This window comes from Pseudidiomarina andamanensis (assembly GCF_009734345.1).
In the GTDB taxonomy this organism is placed as follows: domain Bacteria; phylum Pseudomonadota; class Gammaproteobacteria; order Enterobacterales; family Alteromonadaceae; genus Pseudidiomarina; species Pseudidiomarina andamanensis.
Map to the genome: position 1 here is coordinate 1,442,625 of NZ_CP032551.1, position 18,603 is coordinate 1,461,227.

Consider the following 18,603-nt stretch of genomic DNA (forward strand, 5'->3'; position numbering starts at 1 on the left):
TGGTATATTGTTAAAGAACGTTTCGCTGCGTTGAGCGAGGCTGCGCATTCTACAGCCTTGGCGTTTTGTGTCAAGCCTTTCGGCGAAATTTTTTCTGACTCAAAACATCTGCTTTTGGCGACTTCGTTGTCTGCCTCAAGCGTGGGGCGCATTTTAGAGATTTAACTGGCCGCGTCAAGCGCCTTTTTGACATTTTTATGTGTTTTTTTGCCAACTGCCGATTTTATGAACGAAGCGTATAAAAAAAGCTCGCCGAAGCGAGCTTTTTAAAGAAATAACAGCCTTAATTATTTTTTCGGGCCACCTTTGCCAGGTGAGCCACCAGTGTCACCACCGGTATCGCCGCCCGTTGAACCACCACAGCCATTTGCTGTTAAGTAATCAACTGCAGCTTTCGCTTGGACAAGACCATGGCCATACATTGTATCGCGTCCTGCCGCACCCAAATCTTTAGCGGTGGCAGCTAGTGCGTTACGAATGTCATTGTTACTACAAGTTGTATGATGAGACCATACCAACGCAGCTACACCAGCAACGTGTGGCGTTGCCATTGAAGTACCATCGAAGAAGGCCCAGTCACTGTCAACTACGCCAACTGTTGTGCTCGCGCCAATTTGATTGACTAACGCAGCACCATCGGTATCACTAATACCTACTGCTGGGATGCTTGACTGATAAGTACCTAGAGTACCTAATAGCATACCTGGCTCGTTATTATAGATAATAGCGCCAACACCACCGCCTGCTTCACAAGCTTGTACTTTTTCGGCAAACGAGATAACGCCGCGCTCAATTAAACATACTTTACCAGCAGCATCAGCACATGGTGCGTCTCCGATACCACAGTTTGATAAAGCACCGGTATTTTCAACGCGCGCAGTACCTTCCATACCCGTCGCTTCAACAGCACTACCAGCTACAGTTACAGTCACCTTCTCACCCATACCACGAGGCACAGAAGAAAGTACGCTGACACCTGGACCAGCAAGTTCGACTTGGTCAGTTTGCTGTGAGAATGATGCGTGCTGCTCATTGGCATCAACCGCTGCAACAGAAACAACTGCATCATAAGAAGCAGGATATGAATGGCGGGTATTACCATCGTTACCAGCTGCAGCGATACTTAGAATGCCTGCTGCATTTAACTGAGCGAAAGCTTGCTCTTCACTGCGGTTAGCACGTGAACCACCTAAGCTCATGTTGATAACGTTTGCACCGTAATCAGCACACTGCTCAGCTGCAGCCATTAATGAAGATGAATATGCCCAGCCCGACGCTGAGAATACTTTCACAATGTGTAAGTTCACATTGCCGTTTGGCATCACGCCAACGACGCCTTCACCATTTGATAATGCGGCGATTGTACCAGCAACGTGTGTGCCGTGACCGTTTTCATCGGTATACCAAGTACCAGTACCAGCATCGTTAACACCGGTTACACCAGATGTTTGTAAATCTGGGTGACCCATGTCGTAACCTGAGTCGATGATACATACTTTACGTGTACCTGCCGCAGCATCTGACACTAAATCAGCTTGGACCATCTCAATACCGTAAGGCTTGCCTGGCTCCCACTGAGTATTTTGTACGAAACGCTTTTCATCTGGAGTAACGCTGACAACGTTCGGGTTGTTCATTAGTCCGTGAATTGCAGAATGAGGTACTTGAAGCGCCATAGCGTTAAAGCGATCGTAGCGATACAGTACCTTGTTGTCGGAACCGCCACCACCATCATTATCGTCAGGTGGATCTAGTAAACCGTCGTCGTCAAGATGCAGGAACGCTTCAATCAGATGTTGTGACCCAGGCTTGAATTCAACAATAACCCGTTCTTTTTCATTATTGGCATGAGCTGGCCCATGGGCGTGTACAGCTGTGCTGATAGCAAGCGACAACGCCGCTAAAACTAGCGCACTATTTTTAGTGGTGTTCGACATGGATTTGACCCTTTTTTATTATACTTTCTAATGTGTTGTTCATTTGCGGCTGGTTATTTTTTATCGCCACAGTGGGTCATAATGTAGCATTTTGATCGTATGCGCAATGTCATACTGTGAATAATTTGTAAAGTTGCTTGATTATAACTTCGGTGGACATTTTAAGTTCTATCGTTACAATTCGCGCTCGTCCGCATATAGAAGACACGCACTTAGGGAATTTTATGACGCATCTAGCAATCGATTCTGACAACTACCAGGCGCAACTTTCAGAGAAAGAGCAACTCCTGAAGTCGATGCTTGCACCTTTTTCAGTGTCAAATATTGATGTCTATGCGTCGCCAACGACTCACTATCGGATGCGTGCAGAGTTTCGGGTTTGGCATGATGGTGATGATTTGTTCTACATTATGTTTAATCCAGAGACACGAGAGAAAATACGTGTCGATGTATTCCCTGTCGCCAACCAACTTATCAACGAATTGATGCCAGCAATACTCGACTATGTGCGCGAGCGTCCAACTTTGCGACAAAAGCTTTTTCAAGTTGAATTTCTGACAACCACCACCAACGAAGCGCTGATATCTCTCATTTATCATCGGCAACTCGATGAAAGTTGGCAGCACGAAGCTCGTGAATTGAAAAAAAATCTGAGTAAATTTGGAAAGATCGAAATTGTCGGGCGAGCCAAAAAGCAAAAAATATGTTTGGACCAAGACTGGGTTTTAGAAACCTTAGTCATTGACGACAAACCATATCGCTTCCAGCAGGTTGAAAATAGCTTTACTCAGCCAAATGCGGCAGTAAATCAGCACATGGTCAGTTGGGCACTAAATGCAACCAAAGATAGCGAAGGCGATTTATTAGAGCTCTACTGTGGTAACGGAAATTTCAGTCTTCCATTGGCTCAGAATTTTAATCGCGTTCTTGCAACTGAAATTAGTAAAACGTCGGTTAATTCGGCGCGCTATAACTGTGAGGTGAATAATATAAACAACGTTACTATTGTACGTATGTCCGCCGAAGACTTTAGTGCAGTAATGGCAGGTGAAAAGGAATCTCGGCGTGCGAATGAAGCAGAACTGGAGCAATTTGACTGTCGCACGGTACTGGTAGATCCGCCGCGGGCTGGTCTAGATGCCGATACCGTTGAACTCGTAAGAAACTACGATTCGATTGTTTATATCTCGTGTAACCCAGAAACGTTAGTCGAAAACTTAAAGTCGCTTCAAAGCTCTCATGAAGTTTCTCGCGCCGCGTTTTTTGATCAGTTCCCATATACACACCACATGGAAGCTGGTGTATTACTCAAAAAAAAGCGTTGAGAAAAATTAGGCGGTAGTAAGGAAGTCGGTTGAGCGAACCAAGCGCAAATTCACCCAGTGAGCAGCGACGATCAGGCTAGCGCCCAGAAGGATAATGATCGGTTCGCCCATTTCACCAAGACTATCTTTATGCCAGTAAATGAAACCGCCAGCTATTAATAATATTAACGGATAAAATCGTGCATGTTTACGAATACCGCTAATTAGCGCAACTAAACCAAGTGCAATGCTGGTTCCTAAAATAACTCGCTCGAGCAATTCTTCACCAATAAATGACAAACCTATCAGTGATAGCATTGGCAGAATGACAGGCAGCAACAAGCAGTGCAACGCACACAACGTGGTGACCCACATACCTGTTTTGTCTAATGAACGCTGTGTCATTTCTTCGCCTACTTTTAGTCAAACCTACAACTCAGTTAAGAGTGTTATAGTATAACATTACCGGTTTTAAGCGCAAGAGATGGGGAAAGGTAAAACTTGACGAATATCAGAAATACCGGTGACGAGCATTAACAAACGATCGAAACCGAGTGCCACCCCTGAACAATTCGGCATGCCTGCATCAAGCGCCTTTAATAAGCGAAAATCAGCTGGTTTTGTTTCTTTTCCGAATTGCTTTCTGAGATGGTTATCTTGATCAAACCTAAGTTGCTGGTGCTGTGCATGCGTTAACTCCTGATAGCCATTCGCTAATTCGATACCACCCACGTACACTTCGAAGCGCAGAGCCATACGTTCATCTTCTGTATCGAGTTGCGCTAACGCCGCTTGGCTGGCCGGAAAACGCTCGACAACGGTAATAGCTGACTTATTCAATTGCGGTTCGATTACCAACGACATGGCAAGTTGGAGCAACGTATCCTTATCTGTTTCACGTTTGACTAAATCAGCAATGCGTTCATCTTTAATGAGACAGTTTTGGAGTTCTTCGACGGAAGCGTTTAACGGATCTAGATTCAAGTGTTTTAGAAACAAGGCGTTGTAGGTGGTTTGATGAACCTCTCGTGCACCGAGGACATCGCGGAGTAAGGTCACAACTTCATCGATTAAGTCTTGCATGGTGAAGTTAATGCGATACCACTCCAACATGGTGAACTCTGGATTGTGGAAACGTCCTACTTCGTCATCACGAAACACTTTACCGAGTTGATAAATGGATTGGCCATGTGCAGCAAGCAATCGCTTCATTGCATATTCAGGCGACGTCTGTAACTGAAAACGCTGGTGAGGAAAACAACTGATCGTGGTCTCGAGATTTTCAAGATGTAAATCGGTTACGCCGAATCGACCGAGTATTGGTGTATCGACTTCAAGCACATCTCGTTGCTGGAAAAAATTACGAATGGTTTGAAACAATGCAGCTCGCTGTCGCAAAACATCAAGCGAAGCGCTTGGTTGCCAATGATCAGTGAGCTGCATATTTCAGTAACAACTTATTTTTGAACGCGTGATACGTACTCGCCTGAGCGCGTGTCTACTTTTACCACTTCGCCAGTTTGGACGAAAAGCGGTACACGAACCACAGCGCCAGTGCTTAAGGTTGCTGGTTTACCACCAGTACCTGCAGTGTCACCTTTTAAGCCCGGATCAGTTTCAACAATTTCTAATTCAACAAAGTTTGGTGGTGTTACCGCAATCGGGTTACCGTTCCACAATGTTAGTGTACAAGTATCTTGTTCCACCAACCACTTGGTTGAATCGCCAACCGCTTTCGCATCAGCAGCTAATTGCTCGAATGTTTCATTGTTCATGAAGTGCCAGAATTCACCATCGTTGTACAAATAGGCTAATTCCATATCAACAACGTCTGCACCTTCAACCGATTCACCTGACTTGAAGGTTTTCTCAACCACTTTACCACTAATTAGTTTGCGGATTCTTACGCGGTTAAACGCTTGCCCTTTACCGGGTTTAACAACTTCATTTTCGATGATGTTACATGGCTCACCATCTTGCATGATTTTTAACCCAGCTTTGAATTCATTTGTGCTGTAATTCGCCATAGCTTCCTCATATGCTTTCAAATTAAGCGATTTCGCGGGCAATAATAAACCATAACGCAGCAATTTTCAGGTAAAATAATTCGCGTCACGCAACAATTTTACAGGAAGCCTGTGTCGAGTTTGAATATCATCTCTGTCCGACCACAGTGGCAGCAAGAGTTAGCACAATCGATATCAGACCCAACCGAGTTGGGTGCCTTTTTACGTCTGCCTGAAAGCTGGACTGCGCAAAACCAAACCGCTCGGGAATTATTCCCGCTGCGCATTACGCGCTATTTTGCGAGCTTGATGAAACCCGGCGATATTCACGACCCACTTTTGCTTCAAGTGATGCCTAATCAAGCTGAGTTTGAGCAAAAGGAAGGTTTTGTTGCCGATCCGTTAGAAGAACAAAGCGGTGACCACGCGGGCATTTTGCATAAATACAAATCGCGTGTCCTTGTTATTTTACGAGGTGGCTGTGCGATTAATTGCCGTTACTGCTTTCGGCGTCATTTCCCGTACCAAGACCACCATTTCGGTCGCACTCAGTTGCAACAATTGGTTGAGCTCATTCAATCGGATGAAGCAATCAATGAAGTGATTTTGAGTGGCGGCGACCCACTGATGGCGAATGACGACCAGCTGTTTAAGGTGATTACGGCACTCGAAGCATTGCCGCAACTTAAGCGGTTGCGCATTCATAGTCGTTTACCAGTCGTGCTACCGTCGCGTTTGACGGAAGAGCTCGCGAGGCGATTGCAGGTGAGTCGGTTACAAACCATTTTAGTCATTCACGCGAATCATCCGCACGAGGTTACAAATACATTGAAAGGTGCTTTAGCGCGTTGGGCTCAACACGACATTACGCTATTGAATCAAAGTGTCTTATTAGCTGGCGTTAACGATTCAGCGGATACACTTGCCGATTTAAGCGAAGCGCTTTTTGATGCGAAAGTTATTCCCTACTATTTACATCAACTCGACAAAGTTGCTGGTGCGAGTCATTTTGCGATAAGTGATGAGCGAGCTCGCGAACTTGAACAACAGCTGCGAGCTCGTTTACCTGGTTTTCTGGTACCTAAGTTAGTTCGTGAAATTGCCGGCGAAGCAAGCAAAACACCGCTTTAGTTGTTGCCGGCAATGTATGCGAGTTAATCTGCAGCATCTGGGAACGTTTCACGAAACCAATCTTGCAGAAGCTCCTTTTCAAAATAGAGCGCATCACGACTAGAGCCCATGACATTTCGAATGTTACGCGGTGGCGCCAGTGATTTTAACTCGACGTTTTCCGCTTCACTAAGGACGCTACCTTGCGCATCCGTATATTTATATGAAATGACTAAATGCGGATACGAAATATCATCAAGAATACGTTGAAACGCGCTGCTGGTTGCCCCAAACGTTGGCTCAACTCGTCCCGCAAGGTCAACATCGTTGAAGGTAACCTGGAGTTTATTTTGTTCAGGTAGCTTTTGACCTAATGCCTCAACATATTCGGTAAAGTTTGCCTTGGTTCGCTCTTCAAATCGGCTCTTCAACTCGTTCACAGCTTCAAAATCAGTAAATGACTTTACTTCACCCCACTTCACCGAAACCTCAGCCGCATTGGCTGCGCCAGCAAATAATGTAGCAACAATTGCAAGATTCAATACGGACGTTTTCATTCTTACCTCCATTTCGCACATGGATTCGTGTGCTTTAAATTCTGTGCTTACAGTAGTATAGACGCTAGATCGCTGAGTTTCGTGACAGCCTTAAAACAAAAAAGGAAGCACCGAGGTGCTTCCTTTTCCATTTGCTCAACGAGCAGGTCGGCTTACATCATGCCGCCCATTCCGCCCATGCCACCCATGTCTGGTGCAGCTGGCTCGTCTTTTGGTATTTCCGCAATCATCGCTTCGGTGGTAATCATCAACGCAGCGACTGATGAAGCGAACTGCAATGCTGAACGCGTTACTTTGGTTGGATCCAAAATACCCATTTCAAGCATGTCGCCATAAACATCTTGGCCAGCGTTGTATCCGTAGTTACCTTCACCGTTCTTCACGTTGTTCGCAACCACTGATGCTTCTGCGCCAGCGTTGGTTGAGATTTGGCGAAGTGGTGCTTCCATCGCGCGTAATGCCAATTTAATACCAACGTTTTGGTCTTCGTTGTCGCCACGTAAGTCCGCAAGTTTGCTTGCCGCACGCACTAGCGCGACACCGCCACCAGGTACCACACCTTCTTCAACTGCTGCGCGAGTTGCATGCAACGCGTCTTCAACGCGTGCTTTCTTCTCTTTCATTTCCATTTCAGTGGCAGCGCCAACTTTGATTACTGCTACGCCGCCGGCCAATTTCGCCAAACGCTCTTGCAGTTTTTCACGGTCATAATCAGAAGAAGTTTCTTCAATTTGCTGACGAATTTGCGTCACGCGGCCTTCAATTGATGCCTGATCACCGCTGCCATCAACAATGGTGGTGTTATCTTTGTTAATCACCACACGCTTCGCAGTACCAAGGTCGTCTAGCTGAGCTTTCTCAAGCTCCATGCCGATTTCTTCAGAAATAACGTTACCGCCAGTTAGTACCGCGATATCTTGCAACATGGCTTTACGGCGATCACCGAAACCAGGTGCTTTAACCGCAGCAACTTTCACGATACCGCGCATGTTGTTCACAACCAAGGTTGCCAACGCTTCGCCTTCAACGTCTTCAGCGATGATTAACAATGGCTTACCTGATTTCGCAACGCCTTCTAATACAGGAAGCAATTCGCGAATGTTTGAGATTTTCTTGTCAACCAATAGGATGAACGGACTTTCCAGTTCAACGGTACCGTTCTCTTGGTTGTTGATGAAGTATGGTGACAAATAGCCACGGTCAAACTGCATCCCTTCAACAACATCAAGCTCGTCTTGCAAGGCTTGGCCTTCTTCAACGGTGATAACACCTTCTTGGCCAACTTTGTCCATTGCTTGAGCAATGATTTCACCAATAGTGCTATCCGAGTTGGCAGAGATAGTACCAACTTGCGCGATTGCTTTTGAGTTGTTGCACGGCTGCGACAAGGCTTTCAATTCTTCTACCGCTGCGATAACCGCTTTATCGATACCGCGCTTCAAATCCATTGGGTTCATGCCAGCGGCAACTGCTTTCAAACCTTCGTTGACAATGGCTTGCGCTAATACGGTTGCAGTCGTCGTACCGTCACCCGCTTCATCGTTAGCTTTTGACGCAACTTCTTTCACCATTTGTGCGCCCATATTCTCGAACTTGTCTTCAAGCTCAATTTCTTTCGCTACCGATACACCATCTTTGGTGATCAAAGGTGCGCCAAATGATTTTTCTAAAACAACGTTACGACCTTTAGGGCCCAAGGTTACTTTTACTGCGTCGGCTAGAATGTTGACGCCTTTTAACATGCGCTGACGCGCTGTGTTACCAAACTTAACTTCTTTAGCTGCCATGTTCGTTTCCCTCTTAAGCTTCGATAATCGCTAAAATGTCTGATTCAGACATGATCAGGTATTCTTCACCGTCAATCTTTTGCGTTTTCACGCCATAGCTTTCGTTGAATAATACGCTGTCGCCTACTTTGACATCCAAAGCTTTCACGTCACCGTTATCCAAGATGCGACCATTGCCTACTGCAACAACCTCACCGCGCGTCGATTTCTCTGCTGCTGAACCAGTCAGCACGATACCGCCTGCAGATTTGGTTTCTGCTTCAGAGCGTTTGATGATCACACGATCATGTAAAGGACGAAGTTTCATCGTTGATAACTCCTAAACCTAATGGTTGTGGTTGATAACTATGCTTCAGAGATGAGCTGAAGCTGTTAAAAAATGTGTTGTGCCCCCTGTTATGGGGGATAAAAAATTGATATCAAGGTTTTCTGATAAATTTTTTTTGTTTTCGTATACTGACCAAAATTTAACGTACAGGTGTATGTATGACGACAGAACATCGTTTAGTGATTTGTAGTTGTCCAGATAAACATGTTGCCAAGGCGCTTGCCGATAAGATACTGCGAGCGCGCTATGCGGCATGTGTGAATATCTCTGCACCATCAACCTCGATGTATTGGTGGGACGATCACATTCATGCCGATGAAGAAGTTTTGCTGCAAATCAAAACAACGGTCGGTTCACTTGATGCACTGTTTGAACTCATTCAAACTGCGCACCCGTACGATGTTCCTGAAATTGTCGCTTTAGCCATTACTGAAGGCTCTGAAAGCTATCTAAACTGGATTACACAGGTCACCCAATCATGAAGCCAATGTGGTATCGAAGCTTTGTTATGATATTTGCGTTATGGATGTCGCTTACATCTGCCGTTTTTGCACAAGCGCAGTTTGAATTGGGGCAGGATGACCCGTTTGCACAGCAAAATCAGTTTTTGCCGGTTGATGAAGCATTTCAGTTCGATTTTCGACAGCAAGGCGATAAGCTTACAATAAGTTGGGAGATTGCTGATAGTTACTATATGTATCAGCATCGCTTTGTCGTCAAAACACCGGTCCAATTAAAAGAAGAACCACAGCTACCTGAAGGTGAGGCGCATTTTGATGAGTTCTTCGGCGAAACGATTGTTTATCGTGATTATGTCGAGCTCACCTATAATTTAAGCCAAGCAAGCCCTGATCAAGCGTTCACAATTTCGTATCAAGGTTGTGCCGATGCTGGTTTATGTTATCCGCCAACCGAAAAGACCATTTATCTCAGTGCCGTAAAAGGCGATGGCTCAGTAGCCATTGATTTTCAGCAAGTCGCCGAGAATTCGCAACAAACCACATCATCGACTTTTTTTGATACCATTATTGAAAAGCCGCTATGGTTAGTATTACTGCTGTTTGTTGTGCTTGGTATTGGCTTAGCATTTACCCCTTGCGTGTTGCCGATGTACCCGATTATTTCTGCAATCATTATGGGGCAAACCGGTGCCAGTACTAACCAGCCGAAGCAATTAAGTACACGACGCGCCTTCACCTTAAGCCTCGCCTACGTGCAGGGTATGGCGATTACTTATTCCGTACTAGGCGTTGTTGTCGCGCTTGCTGGCTTGCGCTATCAAGCCATGTTGCAACACCCTGCAATTCTCATCACCTTAGCCATTGTATTTGTGCTGTTGGCCTTGAGTATGTTGGGTGCCTACACCCTGCAGTTACCTCAGCGTTGGCACAACTACTTAAACGAGTTGAGCCAATCACAACGCGGCGGTGCACATCGAAGTGTCTTTACGATGGGTGCGATTTCGGGGCTGATTGCATCACCTTGCACCACAGCGCCATTATCCGGCGTTCTGCTGTTTATTGCACAGTCTGGCGATTTAACCATCGGCGCAGCAGTACTTTATGCCTTAAGTGTTGGCATGGGCTTACCACTATTAGCCTTCGGTGTAACCGGTGGCAAACTGTTACCAAAGGCTGGTGCGTGGATGAATACCATCAAACGCGTATTTGGTGTGGTGTTGTTAGGCGTTGCTATTGTACTGATCGAGCGACTCATTCCATACGCAGTAGCTGATTGGTTGTGGGTGGCATTTATTGCATTGAGCGCTATCTACCTTATTCAAGCAGACATGCGTGAACTCTCGAAAAAGGCAGCTGCTAGGTTTGCTGCTGCGTGGCTCATCATCAGTGGTGTTCTCTTATATAGTTGGTGGCCGCAATCACATCATACGCTACCATTTATTCAGGTAACCTCCGTGGCCGAAATTCAGCAACAATTAGAAACCGCAGCTAGCGACAATAAAGTTGTGATGCTCGATCTTTACGCCGATTGGTGTGTCGCATGTAAAGAGTTTGAACGTGATACTTTCTCGGCAGAAGAAGTTGCTGCCGCAACCGCTGACGTGGTGTTGCTGCAAGCTGACGTTACTGCAAACACCAGCGCAAACAATGCAATTCTAGCTGAATATCAAGTACTCGGCTTGCCGACTATCTTGTTCTTCAAGAACCAACAAGAGTTAAGTCGATCGCGAGTTACTGGGTTTATGCCTGCAGAAAACTTCGCCGAACACATAGAAGAGTTAAAAACACGTTAAAACTTGCAGCGAACAGCGGTGATAAGACCAGTATTTTGCTGCTTATTCTCATTTTTTCACTATAATGCTGAATTAGGTGTTGAATTAGAGGCTGTAAATGGCCTCTAATATCAATCTTGATACGTTCGCAGCAGATCGCAGCATTATGACAGCAAATAACGATAAAAAATTCAGAGTGCTATTACTCAACGGCCCTAACCTTAACTTGTTAGGTTCCCGTGAGCCAGAAATCTATGGCAGCGACACGCTCGATAAAATTGAGCACCGCTTACGCGAACACGCTGAATCAATGGGTATTACCCTTGATTGTCGGCAATCCAACGCCGAGCATCAATTGATTGACTGGGTTCATGAAGCGCGAACCTCACACGTCGATTACATCATTATTAATCCTGGCGCGTATACACATACTAGCATTGCGTTGCGCGATGCTCTTGCTGGGGTCGCAATTCCGTTTACTGAAATACACCTTTCCAATATTCACGCTCGCGAAGAATTTCGTCAGCATTCCTTTTTAGCAGATATTGCTGTTGGTGTTATTTGTGGGTTTGGTGCTCAAGGTTACGACTTTGCGCTACAAGCAGCGAAGCACTTTTTAAGCAAGCAATAACGAACATAAAACATTGGGGTCATAATAGATCATGGATATTCGTAAAATTAAAAAACTGATCGAACTGGTTGAAGAATCGGGTATTGCCGAACTTGAAATTACCGAAGGTGAAGAGTCGGTACGTATTCACCGTGGCGGTAGTCACAGTGCGCCAATGCACTATCAATTGGCGCCACAGCAAATGATGGCTGCACCAGCGCCTGCTCCGACAGCAGCACCAGCTGCGGCTGAAGCTCCTGCAGCACCTGAGCTATCCGGCCACGTTGTGAAATCACCAATGGTTGGTACCTTCTATGCAGCGCCAGCACCTGGTGCCGCTGATTTTGTTAGCGTTGGTCAACAAGTGAAAGCTGGCGATACCTTGTGTATTGTTGAAGCAATGAAAATGATGAACCAAATTGAAGCCGATAAAGGCGGCGTGGTGAAACAAATTCTTGTTGAGAACGGTGAGCCGGTCGAATTTGACCAACCTCTGTTTGTCATCGAATAAGCATATCGACACAGGACATAGTCATGTTAGATAAGGTAGTGATTGCAAACCGAGGCGAGATTGCGCTGCGTATTTTACGCGCCTGTAAAGAACTCGGTATCAAGACGGTAGCTGTGCATTCCACGGTTGACCGCAATCTAAAGCACGTGTTGTTGGCCGATGAATCAATCTGCATTGGTAATGGACCATCAACCGATAGCTATTTAAATATTCCACGTATTATTAGTGCGGCAGAAATTACCGATGCTGCAGCGATTCACCCTGGTTACGGCTTTTTAGCCGAAAACGCTGATTTTGCTGAACAAGTTGAAAATTCAGGCTTTATCTTCGTTGGGCCAACTGCGGATGTTATTCGCTTAATGGGCGATAAGGTATCGGCCATTGAAGCAATGAAGAAAGCAGGCGTGCCTTGCGTGCCAGGTTCGGGCGGCCCACTTGGCGATGATGACGCTGCCAATATTAAAATTGCCAAGCGTATTGGCTACCCAGTGATCGTTAAAGCTGCTGGTGGTGGGGGTGGTCGTGGTATGCGCGTTGTTCGTAAAGAAGACGAATTACTGCGCGCAATTAGTACAACCAAAGCTGAAGCCGGTGCTGCATTTGGTAACTCGATGGTGTACATGGAGAAATTCCTAGAAAATCCACGCCACATCGAAATTCAGGTACTTGCTGATGGCCAAGGTAACGCCGTTTATTTAGGCGAACGCGACTGCTCTATGCAGCGTCGTCACCAGAAAGTTGTGGAAGAGGCACCAGCACCAGGCGTTACTCCTGAAATGCGTAAGTTTATTGGTGAACGCTGTGTGAAAGCCTGTATCGAAATTGGCTACCGTGGTGCGGGTACGTTCGAATTCTTGTATGAGAACGGTGAGTTCTACTTCATTGAAATGAATACGCGTATACAAGTAGAGCACCCAGTGACCGAAATGATCACAGGTATCGACCTGATTAAAGAACAATTACGTGTAGCTGCTGGCCGTCAATTGTCTATCTCGCAAGAAGATATCGTTATTCGTGGACATGCCATTGAATGCCGTATCAACGCCGAAGATCCAAACACCTTTGTACCTTCGCCGGGCTTAATTACGCGTTTCCATCCGCCAGGTGGTCTTGGTGTTCGTTGGGATTCGCACGTTTACGCAGATTACAAAGTTCCGCCAAACTACGATTCAATGATAGGTAAGCTGATTACTTATGGTGAAAATCGTGATGTTGCGATTGCTCGTATGCGCAATGCCTTGAGTGAACTAATTATTGAAGGCATTAAAACCAACGTGCCATTGCAGAAAGACATCATGGCTGACGAGAACTTCCAGCACGGTGGTACCAATATCCACTATCTGGAAAAGAAACTTGGTATGGGTGGTCACTAGCCCCCATGCCTTGGATTCAATTAACCGTTTCAGCGCCTGAGAAGCATGCCCCAAATATTGGGGACATGCTTGAGGGCAACGGCGCTATGGCCGTAACCTACCGCGATGCACAAGATAACCCCATTTTTGAGCCGCCACTTGGCGAACTTGTTTATTGGCAAGAGACGTTGGTCACTGGATTATTTCCAGCTGAAACCAATTTGGCGCCGGTTATTGAAAATCTAAAGAAGTCGAGTTACTTCAAAGACGGTTTCAATTACAAAACCGATCAACTGGAAGACAAAGATTGGGAACGCGAGTGGATGGATAACTTCCACCCAATTCAATTCGGCAAGCGTTTGTGGGTTTGCCCAAGCTGGCGCGATATTCCTGATCCCAATGCCGTTAATATTATGCTCGACCCTGGGATGGCTTTCGGTACAGGTACGCACCCCACTACCGCGTTGTGCCTCGGTTGGCTTGATGGGCAAGACCTAACTGCGAAAACCGTCGTCGATTTTGGTTGTGGGTCAGGTATTCTAGCTATTGGTGCTTTATTGTTAGGTGCTAAGCGTGCCGTTGGTATCGACATTGATAAACAGGCGCTTATCGCCAGTATGGAAAATGCTGAACGCAATGGTGTCGCTGAGCAACTCGAAGTTTATCTGCCAAGTAATCAACCCAAACTAAAAGCCGATGTTGTCGTTGCTAATATTCTCGCGGGACCGTTGCAAGAACTCGCGAATATCATTACTGATTATGTCGCTGAAGGCGGCGAATTAGTCATGTCAGGTATACTTGAACGACAAATTCCAGCGGTGCAGGCTGCCTACGAAGACCAATTTGAATTTAGCCCGCCACAGGTCAAAGATGGCTGGGTAATGCTCCACGCCAAGCGCAGACTGTAATATTCCTGCAATTTGTCAAGAGCAAAAAGTACAAAAAAGGCGGCTTTTGTACAAATTACAGCCTTTTCTTTAGCCGCCAAATTCCCTAAAATTTCCCACCCTTGAGTTGCACAGTTTTTAACCGATGCGGATCGGACCATATCAATTAGACAATCCAGTGATACTTGCGCCCATGGCGGGAGTAACCGACCTTCCCTTTCGACGTTTATGTCAAGAGTTGGGGGCTGGTTTGACGGTGTCTGAAATGTTATCGAGTAATCCGCTGGTGTGGGATACCAAAAAGTCGCGTGACCGTATGGAACACGCTGATGAACCTGGTATTCGAGCGGTGCAAATTGCGGGGGCTGAGCCCGAGTTGATGGCTGCTGCGGCAATTCACAATGTGAATAACGGCGCACAAATCATCGACATTAATATGGGTTGCCCTGCAAAAAAGGTAAATAAGAAGCTGGCAGGCTCGGCGTTGCTGCAGTACCCCGATCTGGTCGAATCGATTTTGACCGCGGTAATCGCAGCAGTAGACGTACCTGTCACACTGAAAATACGCACGGGGTGGGACCCAGAAAATCGCAATGGCGTTGCAATTGCCAAGCTTGCTGAGCAACTCGGTATTCAGTCATTAGCGGTTCATGGCAGAACGCGGGCGTGTATGTATAAAGGCAATGCGGAATACGACACCATTCGAGCAATTAAGAATGCTGTCACAATTCCGGTGGTTGCTAATGGTGATATCACCACGCCTGAAAAGGCAAAACAGGTTCTTGAGTATACCGGTGCCGACGCCATCATGATTGGTCGCGGCGCACAAGGGAATCCGTGGTTGTTTCGCGAAATTGCTCATTATTTAGCAACGGGCGAGCAGCTTCCGCCACCAAGTAGTGATGAAGTTTGTGATGTTGTTCTACGGCATGTTCGCAATCTCCACCAACATTACGGTGAATACAGCGGCGTTCGGATTGCCCGAAAACATGTGGGTTGGTACTTACAACAGCAACAACCCGCGTCAGCTTTTCGTCGGGAGTTTGTCAGCATTGAAGATGCTAACGAACAACTAACAGCCCTGACGAAGTTTTTTGCAACAGTAAACTAGAAGAGATAGAGCGCACCTATGTTTGATCAAAACGCAAATCGTGATCCGATTTCTCCATTTACCACAATTGGTAACAATGCTCAGCCGAAGCCACTGCGTGATTCGGTAAAGCAAGCGTTGAATTCATTTTTAAAGCAACTTGACGGACACGATCCTGAAGAGCTATATGAATTAGTGCTCGCTGAAGTTGAAGCACCGCTATTGGAAGAGGTCATGACCTATACGCGTGGTAATCAAACCCGCGCCGCAACGATGCTTGGCATCAACCGCGGCACCTTGCGTAAGAAGCTGAAAAAATACGGCATGAACTAAGTGCCCCCAGAAAAAGAGCGCCTTGTGTGCTCTTTTTTTCTTTGTAAGACATCAAAAAGGTAGAGCAACCATGCAACATCGTCCTATTCAACGCGCCCTTTTAAGTGTTTCCGACAAAACTGGAATCGTCGCTTTTGCACAAGCGCTCGTGCAACGCGGCGTCGCTATTTTATCAACGGGTGGCACAGCAAAATTACTTCGCGAACATAACGTGCCGGTAACAGATGTATCGGAACACACGGGGCAGCCAGAAATTATGGATGGTCGTGTGAAGACCTTGCACCCAAAAATTCATGGCGGCATCTTGGCCCGACGTGATGTCGACCAGCAAGTCATGGCTGATCAAGGTATCGCGCCGATTGATCTGGTTGCGGTAAATCTCTATCCATTTGCAGAAACGGTTGCTGACGAAAACTGTTCGCATGAAGATGCTGTCGAGAATATCGATATCGGCGGCCCTACGATGGTTCGTGCAGCAGCCAAGAATCACCGTGATGTGACGATTATTGTTAATGCGGCTGATTATGATCGCGTTATTGCTGAAATGGACGCTAATAACAATAGCCTGACGTTTGATACACGTTTTGATTTGGCCATCAAAGCTTTCGAACACACCGCTCAGTATGACGGTATGATTGCGAATTACTTTGGTGCGCGTTTACCACAGCAAGAAAGTAAATTTCCACGAACCTTCAACGCGCAGTTCGAGAAGAAGCAAGATCTGCGCTATGGCGAAAATAGCCATCAACAAGCAGCCTTCTATGTGGAATCAAAACCAAGTGAAGCCTCAGTATCAACCGCTGTACAGTTACAAGGCAAAGAACTTTCATTTAATAACATTGCTGACACTGATGCTGCGCTCGAATGCGTCAAATCATTTGAGCAACCAGCCTGTGTGATTGTGAAGCATGCAAACCCATGTGGCGTCGCTATTGCTGAAACACCGTTGGTAGCGTATGACCGCGCCTTCAAAACCGACCCAACTTCAGCGTTTGGTGGCATTATTGCCTTCAACCGGGAACTGGATGGTGATACCGCAAAAGCGATTGTGGACCGTCAGTTTGTGGAAGTCATTATTGCTCCGGTGGTGAGCCAAGCCGCGCGCGATGTTATCGCAAGCAAAGCGAACGTGCGTTTATTGGAATGCGGACAGTGGCCAGCCAAGCGCACACCGAGTCTTGATTACAAGCGCGTTAACGGTGGTTTGTTGGTTCAAGATAATGACCAAGGCGAAATTACCCTTAACGACTTGAAAGTGGTCACCGAGAAGCAGCCGACCGAATCTCAGTTGCAAGACTTATTGTTCTGCTGGAAAGTTGCGAAGTTCGTTAAATCGAACGCCATTGTTTACGCTCGTGACGGCATGACGATTGGTGTTGGTGCGGGTCAAATGAGCCGCGTCTACAGTGCCAAAATTGCTGGAATCAAAGCTGCCGATGAGAATTTGGAAGTACCAGGATCGGTGATGGCATCCGATGCTTTCTTCCCGTTCCGCGATGGCATTGATGCGGCAGCGGCGGCTGGTATTACCGCGATTATTCAACCGGGTGGTTCAATTCGTGATGAAGAAATTATTGCCGCGGCAAACGAACATGGCATTGCCATGGTGTTTACTGGCATGCGTCACTTCCGTCACTAACGGATTGATTTGCTGAAATGGCAAGCACGGTTTAGGATGAAGCTATCTTAAAGCTTAGGAGCAAGATAATGACTGTACGTAATCGTCTGTTAAATCTGTTATTCATCCCTTTAACCGTGCTTGGTCTAAACGCCTGTTCAGAGCCATCTGAGACGACGGCAACTGCACCTAATTTATTACAGCAAGCGATTGATTCTGAAACTCGTTCGGCATCTAATCGTGCTCGCGATGAGTTTCGCCATCCAGCAGAAACGCTTGAATTTTTCGGAATTCAGCCGACCTCAACCGTGGTTGAAATCTCACCCGGCGGTGGCTGGTACACAGAAATTTTGGCGCCGTATTTGAAAGACGAAGGTCTGCTTTACGCTGCACACTTCCCGGCAAATAGCAGTCGTGAGTATTATCAACGCTCGCGCCAAGCTTTCATGGAGCGGGTTACCAATGACGCAGCCTTCAGCGCTGTGGTTGTCACTGAGTTCGCGCCATTGAGCGATAGTGTCATCGCACCGCCTGAAAGCGCTGATATGGTGCTCACCTTCCGTAACTTGCATAACTGGTACATGGGTGGTGGCGAAGAAGCGGTACAAGATGCATTCATGCAATTCTATTCTGCGTTAAAACCAGGCGGCGTGCTTGGCGTGGTTGATCATCGCTTACCAGAAATGCGTCCGGATGAAGACATGGCGAGTTCTGGCTATATGAAGGAAAGCTTTGCGATTGCAATGGCGGAGTCGGTCGGCTTTGAACTGGCCGCGCGTAGCGAAGTGAATGCGAATCCAAATGACACCGCCGATCATCCGCGCGGCGTTTGGACATTGCCGCCAACGCTGGGTTTAGGCGATGATGACAGAGAAAAATACACAGCTATTGGTGAAAGTGATCGCTTCACCCTTAAATTTGTAAAACCTAAATCGTAACG

General features: G+C 46.5%; 19 protein-coding genes. 12 read left to right on the forward strand and 7 right to left on the reverse strand.

What is annotated here, in order from left to right; all coding sequences use genetic code 11:
• Positions 1 to 287 precede the first annotated feature (287 nt).
• Positions 288 to 1,937: a S8 family serine peptidase gene (locus D3795_RS06880; RefSeq protein ID WP_156267347.1), complete on the reverse strand. Its 1,650-nt coding sequence runs from the start codon at positions 1,935 to 1,937 to the stop codon at positions 288 to 290.
• A gap of 224 nt (positions 1,938 to 2,161) precedes the next feature.
• On the opposite strand from D3795_RS06880, the gene trmA reads away from it, so the two are divergent.
• Positions 2,162 to 3,262 (forward strand): tRNA (uridine(54)-C5)-methyltransferase TrmA, encoded by a 1,101-nt coding sequence (trmA, locus tag D3795_RS06885; protein ID WP_156267349.1) that lies wholly within the window; start codon positions 2,162 to 2,164, stop codon positions 3,260 to 3,262.
• Positions 3,263 to 3,268: 6 nt separating this feature from the next.
• Here the strand turns inward: trmA and D3795_RS06890 are convergent, their stop codons facing one another.
• From D3795_RS06890 to efp, 3 genes are all read right to left on the reverse strand, one after another.
• Positions 3,269 to 3,646: a MerC domain-containing protein gene (locus D3795_RS06890; RefSeq protein WP_156267351.1), complete on the reverse strand. Its 378-nt coding sequence runs from the start codon at positions 3,644 to 3,646 to the stop codon at positions 3,269 to 3,271.
• A gap of 66 nt (positions 3,647 to 3,712) precedes the next feature.
• Positions 3,713 to 4,684: an elongation factor P--(R)-beta-lysine ligase gene (gene epmA / locus D3795_RS06895; protein ID WP_156267353.1), complete on the reverse strand. Its 972-nt coding sequence runs from the start codon at positions 4,682 to 4,684 to the stop codon at positions 3,713 to 3,715.
• Between the two features lie 14 nt (positions 4,685 to 4,698).
• Positions 4,699 to 5,268: an elongation factor P gene (gene efp / locus D3795_RS06900; RefSeq protein WP_156267355.1), complete on the reverse strand. Its 570-nt coding sequence runs from the start codon at positions 5,266 to 5,268 to the stop codon at positions 4,699 to 4,701.
• Positions 5,269 to 5,379: 111 nt separating this feature from the next.
• On the opposite strand from efp, the gene epmB reads away from it, so the two are divergent.
• Positions 5,380 to 6,378, forward strand: coding sequence for an EF-P beta-lysylation protein EpmB (gene epmB, locus D3795_RS06905; RefSeq protein ID WP_156267357.1), 999 nt, complete (start codon positions 5,380 to 5,382; stop codon positions 6,376 to 6,378).
• A gap of 23 nt (positions 6,379 to 6,401) precedes the next feature.
• On the opposite strand, the gene D3795_RS06910 is transcribed toward epmB, so the two are convergent.
• From D3795_RS06910 to D3795_RS06920, 3 genes are all read right to left on the reverse strand, one after another.
• On the reverse strand, positions 6,402 to 6,914 hold the full coding sequence (locus D3795_RS06910) for a DUF3016 domain-containing protein (protein ID WP_173021002.1): 513 nt from the start codon (positions 6,912 to 6,914) through the stop codon (positions 6,402 to 6,404).
• Between the two features lie 152 nt (positions 6,915 to 7,066).
• Positions 7,067 to 8,701: a chaperonin GroEL gene (gene groL / locus D3795_RS06915; RefSeq protein ID WP_156267361.1), complete on the reverse strand. Its 1,635-nt coding sequence runs from the start codon at positions 8,699 to 8,701 to the stop codon at positions 7,067 to 7,069.
• A gap of 13 nt (positions 8,702 to 8,714) precedes the next feature.
• On the reverse strand, positions 8,715 to 9,008 hold the full coding sequence (locus tag D3795_RS06920; protein ID WP_092856976.1) for a co-chaperone GroES: 294 nt from the start codon (positions 9,006 to 9,008) through the stop codon (positions 8,715 to 8,717).
• A 179-nt stretch (positions 9,009 to 9,187) separates the two neighbouring features.
• On the opposite strand from D3795_RS06920, the gene cutA reads away from it, so the two are divergent.
• The 10 genes from cutA (at position 9,188) to D3795_RS06970 (ending at position 18,601) form a co-directional block, all read left to right on the forward strand.
• Positions 9,188 to 9,511 (forward strand): divalent-cation tolerance protein CutA, encoded by a 324-nt coding sequence (gene cutA, locus D3795_RS06925; RefSeq protein WP_156267363.1) that lies wholly within the window; start codon positions 9,188 to 9,190, stop codon positions 9,509 to 9,511.
• Positions 9,508 to 11,283 carry a protein-disulfide reductase DsbD gene (locus D3795_RS06930; RefSeq protein WP_310942427.1) on the forward strand — a complete coding sequence of 592 codons (1,776 nt, stop codon included), beginning with the start codon at positions 9,508 to 9,510 and terminating at the stop codon, positions 11,281 to 11,283. Before cutA ends, D3795_RS06930 begins: the two co-directional genes overlap by 4 nt.
• 145 nt (positions 11,284 to 11,428) lie before the next feature.
• On the forward strand, positions 11,429 to 11,893 hold the full coding sequence (gene aroQ, locus D3795_RS06935) for a type II 3-dehydroquinate dehydratase (protein ID WP_156269018.1): 465 nt from the start codon (positions 11,429 to 11,431) through the stop codon (positions 11,891 to 11,893).
• Positions 11,894 to 11,924: 31 nt separating this feature from the next.
• Positions 11,925 to 12,383 carry an acetyl-CoA carboxylase biotin carboxyl carrier protein gene (gene accB, locus D3795_RS06940; protein WP_156267365.1) on the forward strand — a complete coding sequence of 153 codons (459 nt, stop codon included), beginning with the start codon at positions 11,925 to 11,927 and terminating at the stop codon, positions 12,381 to 12,383.
• Between the two features lie 23 nt (positions 12,384 to 12,406).
• On the forward strand, positions 12,407 to 13,756 hold the full coding sequence (accC, locus tag D3795_RS06945; protein ID WP_156267367.1) for an acetyl-CoA carboxylase biotin carboxylase subunit: 1,350 nt from the start codon (positions 12,407 to 12,409) through the stop codon (positions 13,754 to 13,756).
• A gap of 5 nt (positions 13,757 to 13,761) precedes the next feature.
• Entirely contained in the window at positions 13,762 to 14,643 is an 882-nt protein-coding gene (gene prmA / locus D3795_RS06950) for a 50S ribosomal protein L11 methyltransferase (RefSeq protein ID WP_156267369.1), read from the forward strand.
• Positions 14,644 to 14,767: 124 nt separating this feature from the next.
• Positions 14,768 to 15,733, forward strand: coding sequence for a tRNA dihydrouridine synthase DusB (gene dusB, locus D3795_RS06955; protein WP_156267371.1), 966 nt, complete (start codon positions 14,768 to 14,770; stop codon positions 15,731 to 15,733).
• A gap of 18 nt (positions 15,734 to 15,751) precedes the next feature.
• Positions 15,752 to 16,045: a DNA-binding transcriptional regulator Fis gene (fis, locus tag D3795_RS06960; RefSeq protein WP_092593808.1), complete on the forward strand. Its 294-nt coding sequence runs from the start codon at positions 15,752 to 15,754 to the stop codon at positions 16,043 to 16,045.
• A gap of 70 nt (positions 16,046 to 16,115) precedes the next feature.
• A complete protein-coding gene (purH, locus tag D3795_RS06965) occupies positions 16,116 to 17,684 on the forward strand; it encodes a bifunctional phosphoribosylaminoimidazolecarboxamide formyltransferase/IMP cyclohydrolase (protein ID WP_156267373.1) in 1,569 nt (522 codons plus the stop codon).
• A 68-nt stretch (positions 17,685 to 17,752) separates the two neighbouring features.
• Positions 17,753 to 18,601 (forward strand): class I SAM-dependent methyltransferase, encoded by an 849-nt coding sequence (locus tag D3795_RS06970; protein ID WP_156267375.1) that lies wholly within the window; start codon positions 17,753 to 17,755, stop codon positions 18,599 to 18,601.
• The last annotated feature ends 2 nt before the right edge of the window (positions 18,602 to 18,603 follow it).